The following is a 24,997-nucleotide window of genomic DNA, read 5'->3' on the forward strand; positions in this document are numbered from 1 at the left end:
TCAGCCCTCGATCTTCGAGAAGTCCGCGACATTGTGCACTGCGGCGCGAACACGCTCAAGTAGCGCGAGACGGGCGGAGCGCTTGGCGGGATCGGGATCGTTGACGATAACGCTATCAAAGAACGCGTCGATCGGCGCGCGGAGGCTTGCAAGAGCCGCCATCGCGGCGGCGAAATCCTCGCGTTCGAGCGCGGCGGTGGCGCGGGGTTCGGCGGAGTCTAGCGCGGTCATCAGCGCGGTCTCTGCGGGTTCGGGGGTGTAGGACGGCGTTTGTTGCGCGGGCCCTCCGACCACAACGTCATCCCCCGCCCCATCCGTCAACCCAGTAGCCGCGTCCGTCACCCCAGCGAACGCTGGGGTCTCCTGCGGCTCCTGTCCCTCGCTCCCCGCGGATACCCCAGCATTCGCTGGGGTGACGGGCTTTGGTTGGGCGCCGCCTTCCTTCTTCAAGATATTGGCGGCGCGCTTGTAGCCGGCGAGCAGGTTCGCGCCGTCCTCGGTGGTCACGAACGCCTGGAGCGCGTGGACGCGCGCGAGCAAGCGGACGAGATCGTCCTCGCCGCCGAGCGCGAACACCGCGTCGATCAGATCGTGCCGGACGCCGGCTTCGCGCTGCTGGACTTTGAGGCGGTCGGCGAAGAAGTCGAGCAGACGGTCTGCCAACTTCGGCCAATGATCTTGCATTTTGAACGCGACGACAACCTGTTCCATGCCGTTGTCTGCGAGCGTTAATTCCGCGGGGCCTACGTCAGTAGACATCGCATCTTCGAGGCGCGCCATCCAATTGTCAGCGGTTTTTTCGCCTCGCATCGCGCCCAGTATAAAGGCTTCTAGTTTTGAGCCTTTCGTTACCGCGCTATCCATAATTTGATTGAAGCGGTTCTGACCAGCCTGATGCAGAGCCTTTCGCAAACTACCGCGAACATTGTTCGTGGTAATAAGCGCGATTACACCAAGCGCTTGGCGTCGAAGGGCAAACGGATCTTTCGACCCAGTCGGGATGTCGCCCGTCTGAAAAAAGCTGTAAATTGTATCCAGCTTGTCCGCCAAGCTTACCGCAACAGTTACCGGGTCGGTGGGGACATCATCGCCCTGCCCGACCGGCTTGTAGTGGTCGCGGATGGCGGTGGCGACGGCCGGGTGCTCGCCCTGCGCGGCGGCGTAGTAGCCGCCCATCAGGCCTTGCAGCTCGGGGAACTCGCCGACCATGCCGGTGACGAGGTCTGCCTTTGCGAGGCGGGCTGCGCGGTCTGCTTGGGCGGCGAGTTCCGCCCGAGCCTCAGCCGTCACCCCAGCGAAAGCTGGGGTCTCATGGGGCAAGTGCCCCTCGCTCCCCGCGGATACCCCAGCTTTCGCTGGGGTGACGGAATTTGTGACGGTGGTCGAAGCAGAAGGAAGGACGATGCCTTCTTCTACCAACCACCGCGCGAGCTTCGCGACGCGGTCGACCTTGTCGGCTACCGTGCCGAGCTTTTCGTGGAAGACGATCTTTTCGAGCTTCGGACGAAGGTCGTCGAGCTTGGTGTTGAGGTCGGTGTCGTAGAAGAACTTAGCGTCCGACAACCGCGCGGCGAGGACCTTGCGGTTGCCCTCGACGATGCTCGCGCCGCCGTCTTTCGCGTCAATGTTAGCGGTACAGACGAACGCGTCGGCGAGCTTTCCGTCGGCCCCACGGCAGACGAAATATTTCTGGTTCACGCGCGCCGTCAGCTGGATCACCTCGGGGGGCACGTCGAGAAACGCGGGGTCGAACTGGCCGAGCAGGGGAATCGGCCATTCCGTCAGCCCGGCATTCTCGGCGACGAGACCCTCGTCCTCGATCAGTTCAAGCCCGGCCTGCGCAGCGGCTTCGCGGGCGTGGTCGCGGATCAGCGTGGCGCGTTCGTCGTGGTCGACGATGACGTGGCAGGCGCGGAGTTTCTCGACATAGTCGTGCGCGCCGCCGATCGTGATCTGGTACGGGTGGTGGAAGCGGTGGCCGAGCGTGGCAGCGCCGCTGGCAATCCCGGCGATCTCGAACGGCACGATCTCTTCGCCGAGCAGCGCGACGATGCCTTGCAGCGGGCGGACCCAGCGGAGCGATTCGGTGCTGGCGGAGGCGTCGCCCCAGCGCATCGACTTCGGCCACGGGAACGCGCGGACGATCGCGGGGATGGCGTCTGCGAGCACGGCGGCGGTGGCGCGGCCGGGCTTTTCGGTGACCGCGAAGAGCGTGCCGTTGCGGTCTACGAGTTGCTCGCGGATTAGGCCGGTCTTGCGGAGGAAGCCTTCGAGCGCTTGTGGTGGCGCGGAGGTCTTGGGGCCCTTGGTTTCCTCGGAGACGGCGGCGGTCTCGAGCGGCAGGTCGCGCGCGATCAGCGTCAGGCGGCGCGGGGTCGCGTAGGTGACGATCGCGCTGGTGGCGATGCCGGCCTTGGCGAGCTCGGCGGTGAACAGCCTGGCGAGGTCTTCACGCGCCTTGGACTGCATCCGGGCGGGAATTTCTTCGGAGCGGAGCTCCAGGAGGAAGTCGGTCATGCGGGCTCACCGGTCGGAGCAAAAACACTCTGCGTTCTCTGCGTCTCTGCGCGAAAATCTGTTCGCGCGGAGGCGCAGAGGACGCGGAGAAAAGGAGAGATACAGCCTGCGGCGCTGCGGGGGCGCATCATGCTGCCCATCCGTGTTTGTCCATCCAGGCGGCGCAGGCGCCCTTCGCGAGATCTCGGACGCGGCCCATATAGGCTTGGCGTTCGGCTACCGAGATTACGCCGCGGGCTTGGAGGAGGTTGAAGATGTGGCTGGCTTTGATCGCCTGCTCGTAGGCTGGGATCGGGAGCTTGGCGGAGAGGCTGTTCTCGCATTCCGCTACGTGCTTGCGGAACTGGTCGAAGAGCGAGTCCGTGTCGGCGATCTCGAAGTTCCACTTCGACATCTCCTGCTCGTTCTCCAGGAACACGTCGCCGTAGGTCACGCCGGCGTCGTTGAACGCCAGGTCGTAGACCGAGTCCTTGTCCTGGATGTACATCGCCAGCCGTTCGAGCCCGTAGGTGAGTTCGCCCGCGACGGGCTTCATGTCGAAGCCGCCCATCTGCTGGAAATAGGTGAACTGAGTCACCTCCATGCCGTCGCACCAGACCTCCCAGCCGAGACCCCAGGCGCCGAGCGTCGGGCTCTCCCAGTCGTCCTCGACGAAGCGGATGTCGTGGCGCAGCATGTCGATGCCGATCGCCGCGAGGCTGCCGAGGTAGAGTTCCTGGAGGTTGGCGGGGCTCGGCTTCAGGATGACCTGATACTGGTAGTAATGCTGGAGCCGGTTGGGGTTCTCGCCGTAGCGGCCGTCGGTCGGGCGGCGGCAGGGCTGGACGAACGCGGCGTTCCACGGCTTGGGGCCGAGCGCGCGGAGCGTCGTGGCGGTGTGGAAGGTGCCCGCACCCATTTCCATGTCGTAGGGCTGCAGGATCAGGCATCCGTGTTCGCTCCAGTAATCGTGGAGCGTGAGGATCATGCGCTGGAAGCTGAGAGGCTTTTTCACGGGCTGGGTCACGGGCTGGGTCACGGGCTGGGTCACGGGCTGGGCTTTGGCGGATGGGGGTGCGGGAGGCAAGTGGTGCGTTTGCGCCGGGCGCCCTACATGGGGGCGAACTCACGGTAAGGATGCCCTCCCCTTGAAGCTGTTCTCGAAGATCGCCTCGTTCCGATCCGCGCTGTCCGCCATCGCGATGGCGTTCGCTTTGCCCGCCTGTGCGCAGGTTGCGCCGAAGCATGTGCAAGCCGCGAACGATGCCGATCCGGCGCTTTGGGTGGTGAAGGACAAGGACACGACGATCTACCTGTTCGGGACGATCCATGTGTTGAAGCCCGGCATGACGTGGTTCGACGAGGCGGTGAAGACGGCGTTCGATCGCTCGCAACAGGTGGTGCTGGAACTGGTGATGCCGGATCCCGCCAAGATGCAGTCGCTGGTGATGGCGACGGGCGTGTCGAAAGACGGCCCGACGCTGACAGAGCAACTGCCCGCGGACAAGCGCGCGGCGTATGCGAAGGCGGTGACGGACCTGGGGTTGCCGGCGAATGCGTTCGATCGGTTCAAGCCATGGCTCGCGGCGACCAACCTGTCGATCGCGCCGCTGTCGAAGCTTGGATACGACTCGGCGAACGGGCCCGAGCATGTGATCACCGAGGCGGCGAAGGCTGCGGGGAAGCCCGTGATCGGGCTGGAGACGGCGGAGCAGCAGCTCGGCTATTTCGGCGGGTTGTCGCAAACCGCGCAGTTGCAGTTTCTCGGGAGCACGATCGACGAGTTGCCGAAGCTGGAAAGCACGATGGCGACGATGGTCGACGAGTGGGCGAAAGGCGATCCCGAGGCTTTGGCCAAGGAGATGAACGACAGTTTGAAGGACTCGCCCGAGGTGGCGAAGGTGTTGCTGGTGGACCGCAATGCGCGCTGGGCGGAGTGGGTGAAGACTCGACTCGGGACTCCGGGGACTGTGTTCGTTGCGGTTGGGGCTGGGCACCTCGCAGGGAAGGACAGCGTTCAGGCGCAATTGGCTAAGCTTGGGGTGAAGGCCGAGCGGGTACAGTATTGAGTCGCTGCCGGGTTTAATCTGCCGGGTTTAAACGCGACGCCCCGCCCATCCATTCCGTCACCCCAGCGAAAGCTGGGGTCTCGTGCGTCGAGGGCGCGCTCGGTTACGCGGAGACCCCAGCTTTCGCTGGGGTGACGGGGTTTAGTCAGGGGGAACTTGCTTAGGGCGCATCCCCAAGGCGCAGAATTGCTTTTGCCCCCCACTTCCGCTATGCGCCCGCGCTTCCGGTCCATGGTCATCCCTGGAGGCGTGGGCGGGAAGGACAACAAACGAGTTTCGGAGAATATAGATGAGCGACCAGTTGACGCTCGCAGCCGAGACGCGTGACCGGGTTGGCAAGGGAGCCTCCCGGGCGCTGCGTCGTGATGGCCGCGTGCCTGCCGTGATCTACGGCCTGAACAAGGAGCCGATGTCGGTTCACCTCGAGGAAAAGGCGCTGATGAAGGCGCTGATGACCGGCCACTTCATGAATTCCGTCGTGATGGTCAACGGCATCCGCACGCTGCCGAAGGACGTCTCGTTCCACCCGGTTTCGGATCGTCCGATCCATGTCGATTTCCTGCGCATCGGTGCGCACTCGACCGTGACGGTCGCCGTGCCGGTCGTGTTCACGGACGAAGACGACGCGCCGGGCATCAAGAAGGGCAAGGGCGTCCTCAACATCACGCGTCATGAGATCGAACTGGTCGTCGACGCATCGGACATCCCGAGCGAGATCTCGATTTCGCTCGCCGGCAAGGAAATCGGCGATTCGATCCACATCAGCGACGTGAAGCTGCCCAAGGGCGCGACGCCCGCGATCGACGACCGCGACTTCGCGATCGCCACGATCGTGCCGCCGACCGTGCCGACCGTCGAGGACGAGATCCTCGAGGCCGAAGTCGCCGAAGCCCAGGCTGCCGAGGCTGCTGCCGAGGAAGAGACCCCGGTCGAGCCGAACGACGACGACAACCACGACGACAAGATCACGCCGCAAAAGAAGGACTGAGGGTTCAGCCCTTCGTCTTAGGATGATCTGGCGGGCGGGAAAGCAGGGCTTTCCCGCCCGTTTTCGTACTACCGTCATGCCGGGCTTGTTCCGGCATCCACCGTTCCGCACATTCGACAGGATTGAGCGTGCGGAACGCTGGGCCCCGGCCTCCGCCGGGGTGACGGAAATGTTTTGTGACTGGGAATTGAAATGCAGATCTGGGCGGGACTCGGCAATCCGGGGGCGCAATATGCGATGCACCGGCACAATGTCGGGTTCATGGTCGCCGACGCGATCGCCGAGGTGCACGGCTTCGGCGCGGTGAAGAAACAGTTCCAGGGCTGGACGCAGGAGGGGCGGATCGGTTCGACCAGGATCCTGCTGCTGAAGCCGGCGACCTTCATGAACGAGAGCGGCCGGTCGATCGGCGAGGCGCTGCGGTTCTACAAGCTTGGCGTCGAGGCGCTGACGGTGTTCCACGACGAACTCGACATCGCGCCGTTCCGCGTGAAGGTGAAGACCGGCGGCGGGACGGCTGGGCATAACGGGCTGCGCTCGACCGACCAGCATCTGGGGCCGGAGTTTCGCCGCGTGCGGCTGGGGATCGGGCATCCGGGGCACAAGGATCGCGTGACCGGCTATGTGCTCGGCAATTATGCGAAGGCCGAGATCGAGCCGTTGTCCGACATGCTCGGCGCGGTCGCGGCGGAGGCCAAGTGGCTGGCGGAAGGCGACGACGTCCGCTTCATGAACGATGTCGCGTTGAGGATGCAGCCATGACCACCCGTTCCTTGTTTGCCACGCGGTTCTACGAGGCCGATCTCGGCGACGACGATCTGGTCGAGGAACTGGAGGACGCCGCGCTCGAACTGTCGAAGGCCGATCGCGCCGGTGTCGCGTGGTCTAAGGCGCATGGGTATCGCGGGTATACGTCCTATGCGTCGCTGAACGACCTGCCGTTGCGCGATCCGCGGTTCGGGGATCTGGTGCGCCTACTGAACAAGCATGTGGCGCAGTTCGCGAAGGACTGTGCGTTCGATCTTGGCGGGCGGAAGTTGAAGCTCGACAGTCTTTGGGTGAACGTCCTGAAGCCGGGCGGCGCGCATTCGGGGCATATCCATCCGCATAGTGTCGTCTCGGGGACGATGTACGTGACGATTCCGGAGGGGGCCGGGGCGCTGAAGCTGGAGGATCCGCGGTTGCCGATGATGATGGCGGCGCCGACGCGGCTGGAGGATGCGGCGGAGGATCTGCGGACGTTCGTGTATGCCGAGCCCAAGCCTGGGAGTGTGTTCTTGTGGGAGAGCTGGTTGCGGCATGAGGTCGTGCCGAATGCCGCCAAGGGCGAGCGGATCAGTATTAGTTTTAACTATCGGTGGTGATTGGGGCGGCTGAGACAGCTCGGCATGCGAAGTACCACCCCGGCGCAGGCCGGGGCCCAATTGGGGAACGTCGCTAACGAAGGACCGCCCTTCCTCACAACCGCCTTCCCAATTGGGCCCCGGCCTTCGCCGGGGTGGTGGTATTGCACCTTCTTACCCCCTCCCCTTCAGGGGAGGGTTGGGGTGGGGCTTGGCCGCGGATGCACGCGCTTGGGGCACTGCCCCACCCTGACCCTCCCCTGACGGGGAGGGAGCAGGAGGGACGACGCGCGTGATGCCCCCCTGCCCGATTACGCCGTCTTCATCGTCGCCATGTCGATGACGAAGCGGTACTTTACGTCGCTCTTCACCATGCGCTGAAACGAAGGTTCGATCTCGTCCATGCGGATCATCTCGATGTCCGATACCAGGCCATGCTCGTTACAGAAATCGAGCATCTCCTGCGTCTCGGCGATGCCGCCGATCAGCGAGCCGGCGATCGCGCGGCGCTTGAAGATCAGGTTGCCGACCGAGGGCGACGGATGCGCGTGCTCGGGGACGCCGACCAGAGTCATCGTGCCATCGCGCTTGAGCAGAGCCGTGAACGTGTCGAGGTTGTGGCTCGCCGCGACGGTGTTGAGGATGAAGTCGAAGCTGTTGGCGTGCTCGGCCATCGCGGCTTCGTCCTTCGAGACGATCAGGTCCTTCGCGCCGAGACGCTTGGCGTCGTCGCGCTTGTTCGGCGAGGTCGAGAAGACATAGACCTCGGCACCCATCGCGTTGGCGATCTTGACGCCCATGTGGCCGAGACCGCCCAAGCCGACGATGCCGACCTTCTGGCCGGGGCCGACCTTCCAGTGCTTCAGCGGCGAGTACGTCGTGATGCCCGCGCAGAGCAGCGGCGCGACCGCGGCGAGGTCGGCTTCGGGATGCGAGACCTTCAGCACGAAGCCTTGGTCGACGACGATCTTGTCCGAATAGCCGCCGAAGGTGTGGCCGCCGAGCACGGGATCGGGGCCGTTATAGGTGCCGACGAAGCCGGTGGTCTCGCAATATTGCTCCTCGCCGTCCTTGCACGACGGGCACTCGCCGCAGCTGTCGACCATGCAGCCGACACCGACGACGTCGCCGACCTTGAACTTGGTGACGTCGCTGCCGACCGCGGTGACGTGGCCGACGATCTCGTGGCCGGGGACGCAGGGGTAGAGCGTGCCTTCCCATTCGCCCTTGGCGGTGTGGAGGTCGGAATGGCAGACGCCGCAGAACGCGATGTCGATCGCGACGTCGGTCTTGCCGGGTTCGCGACGCTCGAACGAGAAGGGGGCGAGCGGGGTTTCGGGGGATTGCGCGGCGTAGCCGTGGGCGGTCGTGGTCATGAAGTTCCTGGGGCTTTTCGGAGAGACGGCTATCATAACCCTCGAACTACTACTTCTCTACCGAGCGGTATGATAATTTTGCTGCACTGCGGCAATCGAGTGGGTCGATCAGGCCCAGTTCTTGCTGATCCTCCCCCGCCAGGGGGAGGTGGCAGGCGCTTGCCTGACGGAGGGGGAGGCAGGCGCAACGTTGGTTGCGTGTTCCTCCCCCTCCGTCGCTTCGCGCCACCTCCCCCTTGCGGGGGAGGATCAGAGGAAAGGCGTCCTCCGCTGGCCTTCCGGACCGCCCTGCCCTAAAGCGCCCGCACATTCTTATACCCCCAATTTCAAACTAAAGGCATATCATGGGTTTTCGCTGCGGCATCGTGGGGCTGCCGAACGTCGGCAAGTCCACTCTCTTCAACGCGCTGACCGAGACGGCCGCGGCGCAGGCGGCGAACTATCCGTTCTGCACGATCGAGCCGAACGTCGGTAACGTCGGCGTGCCCGACAAGCGGCTCGATGCGCTGGCGAAGATCGCCGGATCGCAGAAGATCATCGAGACGCAGTTGGGTTTCGTCGACATCGCCGGGCTGGTGCGCGGCGCGTCGAAGGGCGAAGGGCTCGGCAACCAGTTCCTCGGCAACATCCGCGAGGTCGACGCGATCGTCCACGTGCTGCGCTGCTTCGAGAATGGCGACGTGACGCATGTCGATAACAAGGTCGATCCGATCGCCGACGCCGAGACGGTCGACACCGAGCTGATGCTGAGCGACCTCGAAAGCCTCGAAAAGCGCGTCCCGAACCTCGCCAAGAAGGGCATGCAGGGCGACAAGGAAGCCAAGATCGGCGCCGCCGTGCTCGGCCAGGCGCTCGAACTGCTCCGCGAAGGCAAGCCCGCGCGGCTGACCGTGCCGAAGGACGAGGACGAGGCGCGCGTGTTCGCGCAGGCGCAGCTGCTGACGGCCAAGCCGGTGCTGTACGTGTGCAACGTCGACGAGGGCGATGCCGCGAACGGCAATGCGCTGTCGGCGCGGGTGTTCGAGAAGGCGAAGGCCGAGGGCGCGGAAGCGGTGGTGGTGTCGGCGGCGATCGAAGCGGAAATCGCGACGATGCCGGCGGAGGATCGCGGCGAGTTTCTCGGCGAGCTGGGGCTGGAGGAGACCGGCCTCGCGCGCGTCATCACCGCGGGGTACAAGCTGCTGCATCTGCTGACGTTCTTCACGGTCGGGCCGAAGGAAGCGCGTGCCTGGACCGTCCACGAGGGCGCGACCGCACCGCAGGCGGCGGGCGAGATCCACGGCGATTTCGAAAAGGGCTTCATCCGCGCCGAGACGATCGCGTTCGACGACTTCATCGCGCTGGGTGGGGAATCGAAGGCGCGCGAGTCCGGCAAGCTGCGCGCGGAAGGCAAGGCATACGTCGTGCAGGACGGCGACGTGATGCACTTCCTGCATAGCTGAGGGTTTGGCGGCGGCGGGTCAGCGATAGTTTTCGCAGGCTATCCCGTCGCCGTCGCCGTCCATCCCGGCACGATAGCCCGGCTGGCCGCGGTGGAGCGGCGCGGCCCCTGCCGCCCGCACTTCGCGACATCCGCTGTAGAAGATCGCGCTTTCCGATCCGGCGCTGGCTGACTGGCGCGCCGGGGTCGATGATCGATATGCCGGTCGAACGACGTTGTAGGGCTCGGCGTCAACGACTGGCTGGGCAGGCGCGACGACATGACGCCGCAGCGCTGGCGGCGCGGTAGCCGCCGTATCGGGTGCCGCCTTGGTATCGATGATAGCCGGGGGTACAGTCGGCTGCGGCTCGGTGACTTTCCAGACACCGGCAAACATCAATGTCGAGGCGATCGCCGTGACCACGATAAAGGAGCGCCCCATGACGCACCATATGGGCGTAGTGGTTGACGAAGGCTTATCGGTGGGTTGCTGGCTTAGCAGCCGGGAAGAGAAAGTCCCCGCTCCGACACCTAAGGCATAACCTATGCGCTAATCCGGATCATCGCTACGCCCGTACCGGCGAGCAGCGAAATTTGAGGAGGGTGAGATGCGTCATACTTTGTCGGCGGCGATTGGAGTTGCCATCTTGAGTTCTACCTCAAGCTCCGCAAGCCCGGTGCAAGGTGTGGTTTCAGGCATCTATGAACTGGACACGGCGCGGAGTGACAACGCTTTTAAGGTGATCGACAGCGCTACCGCCAACATTCCCGACGACAAGCGCCCTCGCATTCGGATGAGGCTCCGCAAGTCCATTGCGGTAAATAGAATCAGAATTTCTACCGCAGGACGTCGAGTCGGGATCGCGTATGATGCCAAAACACCGATCGTAGTTTGGTTAGGCGAAGAGCCGATCAAGTGGAAACTCATCCCAGAACTTGTTTTCGATGTATCGGTGAAATCGGATGGCGGAACCATCGCTCTAACATTCCGTGGCGAATACGGCGAGCGGACGTCAAAGTATCATAGTGTCGGCCAGGACTTGGTGGAGAATACCACCATCATCAATCCGCTGCTATCTACGCCGATCGTCTATAATCAGTTGTATAAAAAAGTTACCTGACAGGATCTACGAGAAACCTTCTGGTGAGAGGCGGTTGAGCGGTCTTCGTCCCGTAGATGCGGATGCCGGTCAAGATGATCTGTCTAGCACCTGCTTTCCGGCGCGCGACGACCATGAACGAACGGCAGCAACCGGGCGTTAGCCCTCGGTCTTGGTATGATCAGGCAATGCCAGCGGGCGTCTTGGGGCCTTGCGACCTGCGGCGGCGACTATGACCGCGCTGGACAGGAGGATGCCGGATACGAGCGCGCCGACCGATAGCAGGCCGGCGGTCGTTACCGAGGCGTCGAAGGTCGTGCGCTTGCCGATCCGGATCGAGACTTTGGCGGCGGGGGTGCTTCGGGTTCGGTGCGTTCGGGGTGCGTTGGGGTCTTCATGGGCGGAGGCTGAACCTTTCTCGGCTTTCGGGCAAGGCTGCGGGCTGGCGCTACGCGGGCTTTGGCGAGGTCGGGGGAGACTGCGAGGTTGTGGCGGATCGTGCGAGGGGTTAAACCGGGTCATGCTCGCGCGCCTGATCCTGGCTTTGCTCCTTGCTGCGTTTGCGTTTCCTGCGGTGGCGCCGGCGGCGTGTCATGATGCGCCTGCTTCGCGGGGGTCTGCCGTCGTGATGGATATGGCGGCGATGGGCGGGACGCAGGAGGCTATGCCAGACCACGAGGCGCCCGACCGGAAGGCCACGCCGCTGCATGGGTGTATCGGGTGCGTGCCGCCTTCGAACTGGAATGGCGCCCGCGTTCTCGGCGTTGCATTGCGGGAGCCGGTCATGGTGACCGAGCGGGTGGCGGTGCTGGATCTTGGAGCTGGCGTCGCACCGGCTTTGCGGCCTCCGCGAGAGGCTTGATCGTCGGGTGCTGGTGCGCCCCGATTTTCAGGCTTTTCCAAGGATATACCAATGACTCGATATAGGTTTCTCGCGGCTGGTGCCGTGAGGGCGATGCTGCTTGCGGGTGGTGTCGTGGGGACGGTGCTGCCGGTTGCTGCGGTGGCGCAACATTCCATGGCAATGCCGGGCATGACGATGCCGGATGCGGCTCCCAAGAAGACGGTGAAGAAGGCGAAGTCCCGGCCGGTGGCTAAGGCCCCGGCGGCTCGTGCGTCGCAGTCTGGCGGTGCTGTCGATCACTCGACGATGGACCATTCGGCGATGGGGCACCCTGCTCCGGTCACGCCTTCGACTTCGGTCGCACCGTCTGCGACGCCGGACGCCATGCCGGGGACGGATCATGCGCAGATGGATCATTCTGCGATGCCCGGGATGGCGATGGATCATGGTGCCATGGATCACAGTACGATGGACCAAGGGGCGATGGGCCACGCGATGATCGTGGACCCCGCCTATCGCGCGGCGTCCGATGCGGCGGTGGCGAAGATGCCGACGGGGTCGGCGATGGCCGGGATGGCGATGGGGACGTCGGCCGGCTTCTACAGCCAGGGCAGCGGGACGTCGCGGCTGCCAGCGGCCGAGGGGCCGATGCGTGGGTATATGACGCAGGCGGGCGAGTGGATGCTGATGGCGCATGGCTATGCGTGGGGCGTCGCGACGGACCAGGGGGGGCCGCGCGGGAAGAGCGAGGCGTTCGTGCAGTCGATGGCGATGCTGATGGCGGACCGCGATCTGGGCGACCGCTGGCATATCCAGCTGCGGGCGATGAACAGCCTGGAGCCGTTGATGGGCGCGCGGGGCTACACCAATCTGTTCGCGACGGGTGAGCTGGCGAACGACCGACCGCTGGTCGATCGGCAGCATCCGCACGACCTGTTCATGGAGCTGGCCGCCAAGATCGATTACCGGCTGGGGAACGGCAACACGCTGTTCCTGTACGGTGGGCCGGTCGGCGAGCCGGCGCTGGGGCCTAGCGCGTTCATGCACCGGGGGTCGGCGCGGTATCAGCCGATGTCGCCGATCACGCATCACTGGTTCGATTCGACGCACATCACCTACGGCGTGGTGACGGCGGGCTATGCGACACCGAAGTTCCAGCTGGAGGCGTCGGCGTTCAAGGGACGCGAGCCGGACGAGCATCGCTGGGGGATCGAGACGCCGCGACTCGATTCGTGGAGCGTGCGCGGGACGTGGACGCCGTCGCCGTTCTGGGCGGTGCAGGTGAGCCATGGGCGGCTGAAGGAGCCCGAGGCGCAGCATCCGGGCGAGGACGAGAACCGCACCACCGCGAGCGTGCAATATGCGCGGGGCGGGCTGGCGACGACGTTTGCGTACAGCCTCAAGGACCGGGTGCCGGGGGAAAAGCTGAGCGCGTTCCTGGCGGAGGTGAATTACGAGCTGACGCCGCGGCATGCGGTGTTCGGCAGGCTCGAGAACGTGGCGAACGACGAGCTTTTTCCGGACCACGACGATCCGCTGCATGATCGGAAGTTCCGGGTGACGAAGGCTGAGGTCGGGTATGCGTACCGGGTGCCGATCGTCGGGCCGCTTGGGTTGGCGCTCGGGGGGACTGTCGCGGCGTATGCCAAGCCGGCGGCGCTGGAGGCGGCTTATGGGAAGACGCCGGTGAGTTGGACTTTGTTCAGCAAGTTGGCGGTGGGGTTGTAGGGCGGTAGCCAAATAATCTTCCCTCCCCGGCGGAGGCCGGGGTCCAGTTGGGTAGGTCGGAGTGACGACGCGCAACGCGTATCAGCGATGTCCCCCAACTGGGCCCCGGCCTTCGCCGGGGTCGTGCTCGCCGTTGGGCGATTAGATAGTGCCGCGAACGGGTTCCCCTCCCCCGTTGTGCCGAGTAGGGATCGCGCGACGTCGGCACCTGCTCGGGACGAACGGCTATGATGAAGACGACTGTGCTCGCATTGCTGGGGCTGGCGCTCGCCGGGTGTGCGTATCCGTACACGCCCCCTGCTCTTGCGCCGATTACCGCACCTGCTCCGACCACGAAAGCAGCGGCTGCGATGCCGGGCGAGAGGCGCGCGCCGGTGACGATCCTCGTGTCGATCGACGGGTTCCGGCCGGATTATCTCGACCGCGGCGTCAGTCCGAACCTCAACCGGCTGCGCGCGGGCGGGGTGTTTGCGAGCATGCGGCCGTCGTTTCCGAGTGTCACCTTTCCCAATCACTGGACGCTGGTGACGGGGCTGCGGCCCGATCGCAGCGGGATCGTCGGCAACAAGATGGAGGATCCGGCGCGGCCGGGCGAGACGTTCACGATGGCGACCGACGATCCGTTCTGGTGGAGCGAGAGCTCGCCTATCTGGGTCGATGCGGAGAAGGCGGGGATCCGGACTGCGACGATGTTCTGGCCAGGAGCGAACGTCGCGGTCGGGGGTAAGGTCCAGCCCGACAGCCATGGTGCGATCGATGGCGGTACGCGGCCGGAGGACTGGCAGCAGTTCAACCAGCAGGTGTTGGGCACGCAGCGCGTCAACGCGGTGCTCGACTGGATGCGGCGGCCGGCTGCGATCCGGCCCAAACTGGTGACGCTGTATTTTGATACGGTCGACAGCGCGGGTCATGCGGGCGGGCCGGACAGCGCGGGCGTTACCCAGGCGGTGGCGGATGTCGACGCCAGCATCGGCGCGCTGGTCGACGGGCTCGCCGCGCTGGGGCAGCCGGCGAACCTGGTGATCGTCGCGGATCACGGCATGGCGGCGACGAGCAGCACGCGCGTCGTCGCGCTCGATACGATCGCGGACAAGGCGGATTATCGCACCGTCGAGATGGGGCCGTACGCGACCCTGTTCGCGGTGCCGGGGCATGAGGCGGCTTTAGAGGCGCGGTTGCTCAAGCCGCACGATCACCTGCAATGCTGGCGCAAAAGCGAGATTCCCGTCCGGTTCCATTATGGGCGCAATCCGCGCGTGCCGAGCTATCTTTGCCTTGCCGATGTCGGCTGGCGGGTCGATCTGAGCGCGCCGACCAAAGCTTCGGTCGGCGGGATGCACGGCTATGACAACATGGCGCCTGAGATGCGCGCGCTCTTCATCGCCAACGGACCGGCGTTCGTTCGCGGCAAGACGATCCCGAGCTTCGACAACGTCGCGATCGAGCCCTTGCTGCGCGATCTGATCGGGTTGCCGGCCGAGGCGGGGCTGGACGGCACCGCGGCGCCCTTCCAGAAGGTGATGCAACGATAAGAGGAGAGGCTATGCAGTATTTCGAGGATATCGAGGTCGGTCGGACCGCGTCGTTCGGCTCCTATGCCGTCACCCGCGAGGAAGTGACCGCGTTCGCCGCGAAATATGATCCGCAGCCCTTCCATCTGTCCGACGAGGCGGCGGCGCAGACGCATTTCGGGCGGTTGTCGGCGAGCGGCTGGCATACGTGCGCGATGACGATGGCGATGCTGGTCGCGCATCTGAAGGAGAACGAGCAAGCGGGGCTCGGGTCGCCGGGGATCGACGAACTGAAGTGGATCAAGCCGGTGTATCCGGGGGATACCCTACGCTGCGAGAGCGAGGTGCTGGAGAAGCGCGTGTCGGCGAGTCGGCCCGAGATGGGAATCTTCAAGAGCCGGATGCGCGTGTTCAATCAGGACGACGTGATAGTGATGACGTTCGTTTCTAATGGGCTTGTCGCGACGCGCCCGACGGAAGTGCCGGCTGGCTGACTGGTAGGCGTCAGCCCGAACACTGTCTGGCTCTCATGCAGTAGTGATTCACGCGAAGGCGCAAAGGCGCAAAGCTAGACAGAAGGTTTGTTCACGCGGAGGCGCGGAGGCGCGGAGAAGATTTGGGATGACCGAGCCGCTTGGTGAGCTTTGGTGCCTTTTGAGAGGAGGTCGCCCTCCCCTCGCTATTCTACAACTCTCCGCGCCTCCGTGTCGCCGCGTGAAACCGAACTCCTTCTCTTCGCGCCCTCGCGCCTTCGCGTGAACCAATCTGCGCTAGTTACTTGGGCGTGCGAACGCCGCCGGGATTGCCGCCCCGAAATCCGCGGTTGCCACCACCGAAGCCACGCCCCTGGCCACCGCGATTCTGGCGGTATTCGCGCCGATCCTGACGGGCCTCGCCGCGATACTGCTGGCGCGCTTCGCGACGTTCGCCGCGGAACTGGTCCGGTGTGATCTGGCCGTTGCGGAGTTGGCCGCGATCCTGGCGGCGGTCCTGGCGGAAGTCGCGGTTGGCTCCGCGACGATCCTGGCGATATTCGCGCGCCGCGGGATTGTTGCCGCGGGCGAAATTGCCCCAGTTGCCGTTGCCGCGGTAGTTGCCCCGACGACCCTGCCAATAGCGCTGTTGCGCGCCGTTCCAGCGATACGGGCGACGGTTGCGATCGTAGACGTAGACGCCCGAACCGGGGTAATAATAATTGCCGTTCCAGCCGTAATAGGAATTCAGACCGCCATCGCCCGCGAACCCGTCATAGCCTGCACCGTAATAGCCGCCGCCATACCCGCCACCGTAATAGGGGTCGCTCGCATAGCCGAGGCCGGCGCCGCCATAGCCGTAACCGTCTGTGCAGCCTGCTACGCCCAATCCGAGGCCCAGAGCCAGGCCGATAATGCCGAAGCGTTTCATAAACATGGAAAATCTCCCGTACGCGGAGGGCGGACACAACGCGCCGCCATTCGTCGCACAACGGAGACACTATGTCGCAAGTTCCATGAACGAGGTCTGACGGGATTTCGTACCGGGGGCGGGAATGGGGTCTGACAGGGTTTTGGGTTCGGCAGGAGCTTGGAGGGACCGGCACGCTCTTCCTTACCGTTCCCTCGCGGACGCGGGGGTCCAGGGTAACGGAGCGCCGCGGTACTTAGCTGGGCCCCCGCGTCCGCAGGGGAACAGTTTGGGGGAACAGTTTGGGGGAACGGTTTGGGAGGGATGCTTCCTCCCCGGCGGAGGCCGGGGCCCAATTGGAATGGGTGAGGTAGCGGCGCGACGTCCTTCGTTAGGGACGTTCCCCAATTGGACCCCGGCCTTCGCCGGGGGGGGATCTGTATGGGGCGCCGTGCACACGATATGCGAGCGGCGGGCGCGCAGCAGTCTCGTGGCGGGCGATCAGTGGCCGGGGAAGTGGATCAGGGCCGTCGCTTCGATGCCGTCCGAGCGTAGCGCGTCTGCGCCGCCGAGATCGGGGAGATCGACCAGGAACTGCGCCTGCGTGACGGTCGCGCCGGCCTTGTTGAGCAGGCGGACGGCGGCGCGGGCGGTGCCGCCGGTGGCGATCAGGTCGTCGACCAGCAGGACGCGGGCGCCGGGCGCGAAGGCGTCGGCGTGGATCGCGATACGGTCCGTGCCATATTCGAGCGCATAGTCTTCGGCGATCGTCGCGCCGGGGAGCTTGCCGTCCTTGCGGATCAGCAACACGCCAGCCTTGAGCGGCGCGGCGAGCGCGGCGGCGAACAGGAAGCCGCGCGCCTCGATGCCGGCGACGAGATCGACCGGGCCCGAGACCGCCGCGACCATCCGCTCGATCGCTGTCGCCCAGCCGGTCGGGTCGAGCAGCAAGGTCGTGATGTCGCGGAACTGAATGCCGGGCTTGGGGAAGTCCGGGATGGTGCGGATCAGCGCCGTGAGGTCGGCGTTGCGCTCTTCGGTATCGGACATGGATCGTTCCCTTCGTTCCGCGCGACGGCGGCGGATGGGCCGGACGCAACGTTGCGCCCCGGCCGAAACGAAAGCGGCGGATCAGGCTGTTCGCCTGTCCGCCGCTCCCTCTATCCGTGCGCCCTTACCGCGGGAGCCCAGCCGTCATCAATGCTTAACGTCGCGCCAGACGTTCTGGTACGCGCCCCAGGCGAGGCCGCAGAAGATCAAGATGAAGATGATCGACGCGAACCCGGCGGCATGGCGTGCCTCGAGGTTGGGCTCTGCGGTCCAGGTCAGGAACGCGGAGACGTCGGTCGACATCTGCTCCATCGTCGGCTTGGTGCCGTCCGCATACGTTACTTGGCCATCCGACGTCAGCGGTGGTGGCATCGCGATGTTGAGGTTCGCGAAATACGGATTGTAGTGGAGACCCTCAGGCGTCTTGATGTCCGGGAACTCCTTCAGCAGCGCGGCCGGCTGCTTCGTGTAGCCGGTCAGCAGCGAGTGGACGTACGCGGTACCCTCCTCGCGCGCCTTGGTGATCAGCGAGAGATCGGGCGGCAGCGCGTTGTTGTTCGCGGCGCGAGCGGCGACCTCGTTCGCGAACGGCGACGGGAAGCGATCCGACGGGATGTTCTTCCGCGTGGCCGGCTCGCCGGTTTCCGGATTGATCGAGGGCTGCTCGATCACCCACTGGCTGGCGATCGCCTTAACCTCGGGCTCCGAATAGCCGATCTTCTGCAGGTCGCGGAACGACACGAGCCGCAGCGAGTGGCAGGCGGCGCAGACTTCCTTGTAGACCTGGAACCCGCGCTGCAGCTGGCGACGGTCGAACTTGCCGAACACGCCGTTGGAGGCGAGCTCGAGTTCCTTCGGATGCTTGTGTGCGACGCTCTCGGCGGTCGGCGCGACGGGATCGGTGATGACCCCCATGACGCTGCCGAAGAGCGCGATGCCGAGCACCAGCACGAAGGCCGCGCCGACCAGGGATGCGATGAGACGAACCATGTGTGTGTCCTCGAGTTCGTATCAGTGCGCGGCGTGCGGTGCAGGCGACGTCGTCGACGTCGCAAGCGCGGTCTTGGCCGGGCTGGTGCCACCGTGGTTGGCCAGGACGGCCTCGGTGATCGAGTTTGGCAGCGGCCGCGGACGCTCGGAGCGCGAGATGATCGGCAGGATGATCAGGAAATGCGCGAAGTAATAGGCCGCGCAGATCTGGCTGAGGATCACGTAGAACGCGTTCGCCGGGGCGCCGCCGCAATAGCCGAGCACCAGGATGTCGGCGACCAGCACCCAGAACGCGATCCGCGCCTTGGGACGGTAGTTCATCGAGCGGACCGGCGAGCTGTCCAGCCAGGGCAGGAAGAACAGCAGCAGGATCGAGCCGAACATCGCCAGCACGCCCCAGAGCTTGGCCGGCAGGATGAAGTCCGCGGTGAAGGCGCGCAGGATCGCGTAGAACGGCCAGAAATACCATTCGGGGACGATGTGCGCGGGCGTCGATAGCGGGTTCGCCGGGATGTAATTGTCCGGGTGGCCGAGATAGTTCGGGAAGAAGAACAGCAGGCTGGCGAAGATCAGCAGGAAGATGCCGAGCCCGAAGCCGTCCTTTGCCGTGTAGTATGGGTGGAACGGGACGGTGTCCTGCTCGCCCTTCACGTCGACGCCGGTCGGGTTGTTCGAACCCGGGATGTGCAGCGCCCAGATATGCAGGATGATGACGCCCGCGATCACGAACGGCAGCAGATAATGCAGCGAGAAGAAGCGGTTGAGCGCGGCGTTGTCGGGCGCGAATCCGCCCAGCAGCCAAATGCGGATGGTATCGCCGACCAGCGGGATCGCCGAGAAGAACCCGGTGATGACCTGCGCGCCCCAGAAGCTCATCTGGCCCCAAGGGAGGACATAGCCCATGAACGCGGTCGCCATCATCAGCAGGAAGATCGTGACGCCGAGCAGCCACACCATCTCGCGCGGCGCCTTGTACGAGCCGTAATACAGCCCGCGGAAGATGTGCGTGTAGACGACGATGAAGAACATCGAGGCGCCGTTCGCGTGGGCGTAGCGCAGGAACCAGCCCGCGTTGACGTCGCGCATGATGCTCTCGACCGAGTCGAACGCGACCGCACCGTTGGCGGCATAGTGCATCGCCAGCACGATGCCGGTGATGATCTGGATCGCGAGCGCGGCGCCGGCGAGCACGCCGAAGTTCCAGAAGTAATTGAGGTTGCGCGGGACGGGATAGCCGCCGCCGAGTGAATTATAGACGAGCCGGGGAACGGGAAGCCGCTCATCCAGCCACCGCGTCAGCGGCAGCTTCGGTTCGTATTGCTTGGCCCAGGGAAAGCTCATGGTGTTTTCCTCAGCCTACCGTGACGACGGTGTCGGAGTTGAAGGCATAGTCCGGCACCAGGAGGTTGGTCGGTGCGGGGCCTTTGCGGATGCGCGCGGCGGTGTCGTAGGCCGAACCGTGGCACGGGCAGAAATAGCCGCCGAACGGGCCCTTGTTCTCGCCCTCGCCGGCGCCGAGCGGGACGCAACCGAGATGCGTGCAGACGCCCAGCGTGATCAGCCAGTTCTTCTTGCCCGCCTTGGTGCGCTCCTCGAGCGTCTGCGGATCGCGCAGCGTCGCGATATCGACCGCGTCGGCTTCCGAGATTTCCTTGGGCGTCAGGTTGCGGACGAACAGCGGCTGCTTGCGGAACGAGGTCTTGATCGCCTGGCCGGGGAGGATCTTCGACAAGTCGATCTCGGTGGTCGACTGCGCGAGCACGTCGGCGCTCGGGTTCATCTGGTTGATCAGGGGCAGGACGATCGCGACCGCGCCGACGCCGGCGAAGGAAACGGCTGCGATATTGATGAAATCACGGCGGCGAGGGTCATGGGCCTCTTCGTGAAACGGCTCTGGCGATTCGCCGGGAGGAACCATGTCGTCGACTGTCGCCATTCATCTCGCCCTTGCACGTTATTTTTTTCGTGGCCGACTGGGCTTTCGGTTTCGCGAAACCATATGCCCATTCCGCCCGACCGTCCCCACGGAGGCTGCGATCTGATAGACGGCGGGACGACGGTTTGCCAACTGCATTTTGCTTTGGGTTACCCCCGAAGCCCCGCTGCGCTAGGGGATCGGGCATGCGTATTGCCCTCTACCAACCCGATATCGCCGGAAATGTCGGCGCGATCCTGCGTACCGCCGCGTGCATGGGAATCGGCGTCGACCTGATCGAACCGATGGGATTCACCTGGAGCGACAAGGCCGTGGCGCGCGCCGGCATGGACTACGTCGGCGTGGTCGACGTGGTGCGGCATGTCGATTGGGACGCGTTCCTGGGACAGGTGACGGGGCGGATCGTGCTGCTGACGACGAAGGGCGCGGTGCGGCTGGATGTGGCCGAGTTTCGCGGGGACGACGTGCTGCTGATGGGGAGCGAGGGGGCTGGCGTGCCGGACGAGGTGCATGCACGCGCCGATGTGCGGGTGCTGATCCCGATGCGGCCGGGGTTGCGATCGATGAATATCTCGGTGGCGACGGGGATCGTGGCGGCGGAGGCCTTGCGGCAGACGGGCGGCTGGCCGAGCTAATCCTCCCCGGCACGGGGAGGGGGACCAGCGAAGCTGGTGGAGGGGGTTCACCGCGAACGCACCGCTTCGTCATAACAACCGGCACGCTCGTGGAAGCCCCCTCCACCCTTCGGCCAAGTAGCCGAACGGTCCCCCTCCCCGTTCCGGGGAGGATTTGGTAGAGACGTCCCATGATCGAACTCGACCCCCAGCAAGCCGCCGCCCGAACCTGGTTCGAATCCCTGCGCGATCGCATCTGCGCCGAGTTCGAGGCGATCGAGCGGGAGGCGGGGTCCGACGCGGCGTTCGAATACACCCCGTGGAACCGGGTCGATCCGTCGGGCGAACCCGGCGGCGGTGGCGTGATGGGCGTGATGAAGGGCCGCGTGTTCGAGAAGGTCGGCGTCAACGTCTCGACCGTCGGCGGGACGTTCGAGGGCGATTTCGCCAAGTCGATCCACGGCGCGGGCGACGACCCGCGCTTCTTTGCCACCGGGATCAGCCTAGTCGCGCACATGACCAACCCGCACGTGCCGGCGGTGCACATGAACTGCCGCTTCCTCAACACCACCAAGCGCTGGTTCGGCGGCGGCGGCGATCTCAACCCGCCGCTGCCGATCGAAGAGGATACGGCCGACTTCCACGCGACGATGAAGGCGGCGTGCGACGCGCATGATCCGGCGCATTATCCCCGCTTCAAGGAATGGGCCGAGACCTATTTCTATATCCCGCACCGGAAGGTCAGCCGCGGCGTGGGCGGGATTTTCTTCGATCATCTCGATGGCGATTTCGAGACCAATTTCGCGTTCACGCGCGATGTCGGCGAAGCGTTTCTGGAGGCCTATCCGCGGATCGTGCGGCGACGGATGGATACGCCGTTCACCGCCGCCGACGAGGCGCAGATGCTCGAATGGCGCGGGCGCTATGCCGAGTTCAACCTCGTCTATGACCGCGGCACGCTGTTCGGGCTCAAGACCGGCGGCAACATCGATGCGATCCTGATGAGCCTGCCGCCACGCGCGACCTGGTCTTGAGATGGCGCTGATCCCGGTTGCCGACGACGTCCTCGCGACGATCGTCACGACGCTGGAGATGCGCAAGCGGCCGCCGCTGCGGCCGAGCCCGGGGTCGCGGTTGCGGCTGGTGCGGTGGGAGCGGCCGGCGCTGGAGAAATATCGCGCGCTGTTCCGGCGGGTGGGCAGCCCGTGGCTCTGGTACTCGCGACTAGCGATGGCGGACGATGCGCTGGCGACGATCGTCCATGATACGGGGATCGCGGTGTATGCGGTGATCGATCCGGCGGGGATCGAGGTCGGCATGCTCGAACTCGATTTCCGCGCGGGCCGCGCGTGCGAGATTTCGTATTTCGGGTTGATCCCGGAACTGGCGGGGCAAGGGCGTGGGCGGTGGCTGATGGCCGAGGCTTGCGCCCGGGCCTGGGCGAAGGGGGTGGAGCGGGTCTGGCTGCATACCTGCACGCTCGATCATCCGAGTGCGCTGGGGTTTTATCGGGCGCAGGGGTTCGTGGCGGTGAAGCGGACGATCGAGACGTTTCCCGATCCTCGGGCTTCTGGATTGCTGCCGCCGGAGACCGCGCCGCAGATTCCGTATCTGGGGAAGCGGGGGTAGTTCGCCCACTCCGTCACCCCGGACTTGTTCCGGGGTCCACCGTTCCGCAAACCAAGCTTTGTCGAGTGTGCGCATCGGTGGATGCCGGAACAAGCCCAGCATGACGGGGGTGGTGGGGCAGGCCTACCGCGCCAGGCGGCGGTAAGCGGAGACGGCGATCAGGGCCATCGCGATACCCGCTGCCATCGCCGCCACCGCGGCGCCGGCGTCGACGATTGCCAGCGCGACCGGGTTGGGTTCGCCCGCCTCGCGCAACGCACGATCCAGCATCATGAACGGCGCGCCGGCGATCCACCCGCTGATATAGCTGAACGCCGCCAGCCCCATCAGCGGCAGTCCGGAACCGCGGCTGAGCATGAAGCTACGGCGGATCGCGCCGAGCGCCCCTAGCGGCGCTTCGGCGAACAGCGCAGGCCCGGTCAGCATCGTCCGGCCGAGGATGTAGAGGCCGGGAATCGCATACAGCAGCAACCCCGCCCCCGCCGGCAGCGACACGATCACCATCGCCAGCAGGAAGCGCGGGAAGATCCGCAGGCAGCGCGTCAACGCCTGCCGCAGGTCGAGCTGGTCGCGATCGAGATACAGCGCATAGAATAGCGACGTGCCGAAGAAGCTCGTCACATAGGCGAGCAGGTACCAGCCGCCATGCGCGCCCGCCCAGGTCTGCACCGCGTCGGCCCAGGCCATCGCCTGCGCCTCGTTGTCGCCCGCCCCTGCCACAGGCATCGGCGGATCGGGCACGACCAAGGCGAGCGCGAACGCGGGCAGGAACAGGAACGGTGCGGCGATCCGCAGCAGCAGGTCGCGGTCGCGCTTGAACAGGCTCCAGGCGTCGGTGAGGACGGTCGCGAAATCGAGCTTCATGGGGTGACGGATTTCTCTCTGACGGCGACATAGATCTGCGCGGTGAAGACGGCGGCGAGCGCGGTGAAGGCGGTGGTGACGATCGTCGCGGCGATCCCCGACAGGAAGGTCGCGGTGGCGATCCCTTCGGCGCCGAGTGCGAGGCGGAAGAGGATCCCGGTGACCGCCTGCGCGGCCCAGGTGGAGACGAGCGTCACGATCGCGAACAGGATCATCACGCCGATGATCCGCCACGTCAGCCCCTTGGTCAGCCGGACCGAGCGCCGGATCGCGCCGATGCCGAGACGTTCGTTGAGGACGACCGGGTTGAGCAGCACCAGCCGCGCGCCGATCCAGACGACGGCGATCATGTAGGCGAGGCCGTACAGCCCGACGAATCCGGCCGCACCCGCGCTGGGCGGGGTCATCTGTGCGCTCGACCCGTTCGCGGCGGCGGTGAAGTCGAAGCCCGACTGGATCAGCACGACGATCGGCGGCACCACGAACAGCAGTGCGACGATCATCAGGATCACCGTGATGCCAAGCGCCGGCCAGACGCGCGCGCTGGCCTGACGTCGGGCCGCGGGTGCGTCGGTGGCCGGGTCGGTCGCGATCGCGACGATCGCGAGCTGCGCCCAGATCATCGCCATCAAGGCCACGATCGTCAGCACGCCGCCGACCAGCGCGAACATCGCCGTCCCCGGCGCCGAGAAGGCGACGAAGCCGTCCCGGACGACGCTGGGCAACAAGATGCCGAGCACCGCGATCGGCGCGATCATGCCGGTGCGCCCGTTGAGCACCTCGACCGTGCGATCCCAGACCGTTCCCATCTTCACCATGTGCCGTGCTCCCCCGGTTCCTGCTCTGCGCGAGTTAGCCCAAGCCCCCGCACTTGACCACAGGTTGCAAGTCGACGCGCGGGTGCGCAATTGGGGATCGTGACCACCCTGCCCCCCTCCGCCGCCGCCGCCGGCATCGAATGGCGCACCAGTGCCGGCCTGACCCCCTATGCCGACGCGCTGGCGGAGATGGAGGCACGCGCGGTCGCGGTCGGCGCAGGCGAGGCGCGCGAGCTGTTGTGGATGCTCGAGCACCCGCCGGTCTATACCGCCGGCACCAGCGCGGAGGCAGGCGACCTGATCGACGCGCGCTTTCCCGTGATCCCGACCGGCCGTGGGGGCAAATACACCTATCACGGGCCGGGGCAGCGGATCGGCTATGTCGTGCTGGACCTCACCAAGCGCGGGCGCGACGTGCGCTGTTACGTCCACGCGCTCGAATCCTGGGTGATCGCGGCGCTCGGCGAACTCGGCGTCGAGGCATTCGCGGTCGATGGGCGGGTCGGCATCTGGACGCTCGATCGGGGACGCGAAGCCAAGATCGGGGCGATCGGCGTGCGCGTGAAACGCTGGGTGACGCTTCACGGCTTCTCGGTGAACGTCGCCCCGGACCTGTCGCACTTCGGTGGTATCGTCCCGTGCGGCCTGCCCGAATACGGCGTTACCAGCCTGCAATCGCTCGGCATTCCGGCCGACCTTGCAACTTTCGACGCCGCCCTTGCGTTGACGGTCGATGCTTTCCTTGAAACAGTTTCTTGTCCTCAGCAAAACGAGGCTTGAGGACAAAGCGTTATCGGATTAATGTCCACTACGATTTGGGTATTAAGGGCGAGCAGCC

General features: G+C 65.3%; 25 protein-coding genes. 14 read left to right on the plus strand and 11 right to left on the minus strand.

What is annotated here, in order from left to right:
* Nucleotides 1-2,517 carry a glycine--tRNA ligase subunit beta gene (glyS, locus tag U1737_RS05395; protein ID WP_332795897.1) on the minus strand — a complete coding sequence of 839 codons (2,517 nt, stop codon included), beginning with the start codon at nucleotides 2,515-2,517 and terminating at the stop codon, nucleotides 1-3.
* A 127-nt stretch (nucleotides 2,518-2,644) separates the two neighbouring features.
* The gene (locus U1737_RS05400; protein ID WP_132895809.1) at nucleotides 2,645-3,484 is read right to left on the minus strand and encodes a glycine--tRNA ligase subunit alpha; all 840 of its coding nucleotides are present in this window, start codon (nucleotides 3,482-3,484) and stop codon (nucleotides 2,645-2,647) included.
* A 214-nt stretch (nucleotides 3,485-3,698) separates the two neighbouring features.
* Between U1737_RS05400 and U1737_RS05405 the strand changes: the two genes are divergently transcribed.
* From U1737_RS05405 to U1737_RS05420, 4 genes are all read left to right on the plus strand, one after another.
* Entirely contained in the window at nucleotides 3,699-4,565 is an 867-nt protein-coding gene (locus tag U1737_RS05405; protein ID WP_443027092.1) for a TraB/GumN family protein, read from the plus strand.
* A 289-nt stretch (nucleotides 4,566-4,854) separates the two neighbouring features.
* Nucleotides 4,855-5,553: a 50S ribosomal protein L25/general stress protein Ctc gene (locus tag U1737_RS05410; protein ID WP_332795899.1), complete on the plus strand. Its 699-nt coding sequence runs from the start codon at nucleotides 4,855-4,857 to the stop codon at nucleotides 5,551-5,553.
* 192 nt (nucleotides 5,554-5,745) lie between these two features.
* Entirely contained in the window at nucleotides 5,746-6,315 is a 570-nt protein-coding gene (pth, locus tag U1737_RS05415; RefSeq protein WP_187505226.1) for an aminoacyl-tRNA hydrolase, read from the plus strand.
* Nucleotides 6,312-6,917, plus strand: coding sequence for a TIGR02466 family protein (locus tag U1737_RS05420; protein ID WP_332795900.1), 606 nt, complete (start codon nucleotides 6,312-6,314; stop codon nucleotides 6,915-6,917). The genes pth and U1737_RS05420 overlap by 4 nt, the downstream gene beginning before the upstream one ends.
* A gap of 290 nt (nucleotides 6,918-7,207) precedes the next feature.
* On the opposite strand, the gene U1737_RS05425 is transcribed toward U1737_RS05420, so the two are convergent.
* Entirely contained in the window at nucleotides 7,208-8,272 is a 1,065-nt protein-coding gene (locus U1737_RS05425; protein WP_332795901.1) for an NAD(P)-dependent alcohol dehydrogenase, read from the minus strand.
* A gap of 344 nt (nucleotides 8,273-8,616) precedes the next feature.
* On the opposite strand from U1737_RS05425, the gene ychF reads away from it, so the two are divergent.
* Entirely contained in the window at nucleotides 8,617-9,714 is a 1,098-nt protein-coding gene (ychF, locus tag U1737_RS05430) for a redox-regulated ATPase YchF (protein ID WP_248522261.1), read from the plus strand.
* Nucleotides 9,715-9,732: 18 nt separating this feature from the next.
* On the opposite strand, the gene U1737_RS05435 is transcribed toward ychF, so the two are convergent.
* Nucleotides 9,733-10,134, minus strand: coding sequence for an excalibur calcium-binding domain-containing protein (locus tag U1737_RS05435; RefSeq protein WP_332795902.1), 402 nt, complete (start codon nucleotides 10,132-10,134; stop codon nucleotides 9,733-9,735).
* 166 nt (nucleotides 10,135-10,300) lie between these two features.
* On the opposite strand from U1737_RS05435, the gene U1737_RS05440 reads away from it, so the two are divergent.
* From U1737_RS05440 to U1737_RS05460, 5 genes are all read left to right on the plus strand, one after another.
* Entirely contained in the window at nucleotides 10,301-10,813 is a 513-nt protein-coding gene (locus U1737_RS05440) for a hypothetical protein (RefSeq protein ID WP_332795903.1), read from the plus strand.
* 499 nt (nucleotides 10,814-11,312) lie between these two features.
* Entirely contained in the window at nucleotides 11,313-11,654 is a 342-nt protein-coding gene (locus U1737_RS05445; RefSeq protein ID WP_332795904.1) for a hypothetical protein, read from the plus strand.
* Nucleotides 11,655-11,705: 51 nt separating this feature from the next.
* Complete coding sequence (locus U1737_RS05450) at nucleotides 11,706-13,364, plus strand: hypothetical protein (protein ID WP_332795905.1); 1,659 nt, start codon at nucleotides 11,706-11,708, stop codon at nucleotides 13,362-13,364.
* Nucleotides 13,365-13,591: 227 nt separating this feature from the next.
* Nucleotides 13,592-14,896, plus strand: coding sequence for an alkaline phosphatase family protein (locus U1737_RS05455; RefSeq protein ID WP_443027084.1), 1,305 nt, complete (start codon nucleotides 13,592-13,594; stop codon nucleotides 14,894-14,896).
* Nucleotides 14,897-14,907: 11 nt separating this feature from the next.
* Complete coding sequence (locus U1737_RS05460; protein WP_332795906.1) at nucleotides 14,908-15,369, plus strand: MaoC family dehydratase; 462 nt, start codon at nucleotides 14,908-14,910, stop codon at nucleotides 15,367-15,369.
* A 280-nt stretch (nucleotides 15,370-15,649) separates the two neighbouring features.
* On the opposite strand, the gene U1737_RS05465 is transcribed toward U1737_RS05460, so the two are convergent.
* From U1737_RS05465 to petA, 5 genes are all read right to left on the minus strand, one after another.
* Nucleotides 15,650-16,285 (minus strand): hypothetical protein, encoded by a 636-nt coding sequence (locus tag U1737_RS05465; protein WP_332795907.1) that lies wholly within the window; start codon nucleotides 16,283-16,285, stop codon nucleotides 15,650-15,652.
* A 474-nt stretch (nucleotides 16,286-16,759) separates the two neighbouring features.
* Nucleotides 16,760-17,308 (minus strand): adenine phosphoribosyltransferase, encoded by a 549-nt coding sequence (locus U1737_RS05470; RefSeq protein ID WP_332795908.1) that lies wholly within the window; start codon nucleotides 17,306-17,308, stop codon nucleotides 16,760-16,762.
* Between the two features lie 147 nt (nucleotides 17,309-17,455).
* On the minus strand, nucleotides 17,456-18,298 hold the full coding sequence (locus U1737_RS05475; protein WP_332795909.1) for a cytochrome c1: 843 nt from the start codon (nucleotides 18,296-18,298) through the stop codon (nucleotides 17,456-17,458).
* Between the two features lie 21 nt (nucleotides 18,299-18,319).
* On the minus strand, nucleotides 18,320-19,639 hold the full coding sequence (locus tag U1737_RS05480; protein WP_332795910.1) for a cytochrome b: 1,320 nt from the start codon (nucleotides 19,637-19,639) through the stop codon (nucleotides 18,320-18,322).
* Between the two features lie 10 nt (nucleotides 19,640-19,649).
* Complete coding sequence (petA, locus tag U1737_RS05485; RefSeq protein ID WP_248522424.1) at nucleotides 19,650-20,216, minus strand: ubiquinol-cytochrome c reductase iron-sulfur subunit; 567 nt, start codon at nucleotides 20,214-20,216, stop codon at nucleotides 19,650-19,652.
* A gap of 203 nt (nucleotides 20,217-20,419) precedes the next feature.
* Between petA and U1737_RS05490 the strand changes: the two genes are divergently transcribed.
* From U1737_RS05490 to U1737_RS05500, 3 genes are all read left to right on the plus strand, one after another.
* On the plus strand, nucleotides 20,420-20,869 hold the full coding sequence (locus U1737_RS05490; protein ID WP_332795911.1) for a tRNA (cytidine(34)-2'-O)-methyltransferase: 450 nt from the start codon (nucleotides 20,420-20,422) through the stop codon (nucleotides 20,867-20,869).
* 170 nt (nucleotides 20,870-21,039) lie between these two features.
* Complete coding sequence (gene hemF, locus U1737_RS05495; RefSeq protein WP_332795912.1) at nucleotides 21,040-21,882, plus strand: oxygen-dependent coproporphyrinogen oxidase; 843 nt, start codon at nucleotides 21,040-21,042, stop codon at nucleotides 21,880-21,882.
* A 1-nt stretch (nucleotide 21,883) separates the two neighbouring features.
* Nucleotides 21,884-22,477 (plus strand): GNAT family N-acetyltransferase, encoded by a 594-nt coding sequence (locus U1737_RS05500; protein WP_332795913.1) that lies wholly within the window; start codon nucleotides 21,884-21,886, stop codon nucleotides 22,475-22,477.
* A 123-nt stretch (nucleotides 22,478-22,600) separates the two neighbouring features.
* Here the strand turns inward: U1737_RS05500 and U1737_RS05505 are convergent, their stop codons facing one another.
* Nucleotides 22,601-23,341 (minus strand): hypothetical protein, encoded by a 741-nt coding sequence (locus tag U1737_RS05505; protein WP_332795914.1) that lies wholly within the window; start codon nucleotides 23,339-23,341, stop codon nucleotides 22,601-22,603.
* The gene (locus tag U1737_RS05510; RefSeq protein WP_332795915.1) at nucleotides 23,338-24,159 is read right to left on the minus strand and encodes a hypothetical protein; all 822 of its coding nucleotides are present in this window, start codon (nucleotides 24,157-24,159) and stop codon (nucleotides 23,338-23,340) included. Before U1737_RS05510 ends, U1737_RS05505 begins: the two co-directional genes overlap by 4 nt.
* A gap of 99 nt (nucleotides 24,160-24,258) precedes the next feature.
* Between U1737_RS05510 and lipB the strand changes: the two genes are divergently transcribed.
* On the plus strand, nucleotides 24,259-24,939 hold the full coding sequence (lipB, locus tag U1737_RS05515; RefSeq protein WP_443027085.1) for a lipoyl(octanoyl) transferase LipB: 681 nt from the start codon (nucleotides 24,259-24,261) through the stop codon (nucleotides 24,937-24,939).
* The last annotated feature ends 58 nt before the right edge of the window (nucleotides 24,940-24,997 follow it).

The organism is Sphingomonas fucosidasi (assembly GCF_036663855.1).
GTDB lineage: Bacteria > Pseudomonadota > Alphaproteobacteria > Sphingomonadales > Sphingomonadaceae > Sphingomonas > Sphingomonas faeni_B.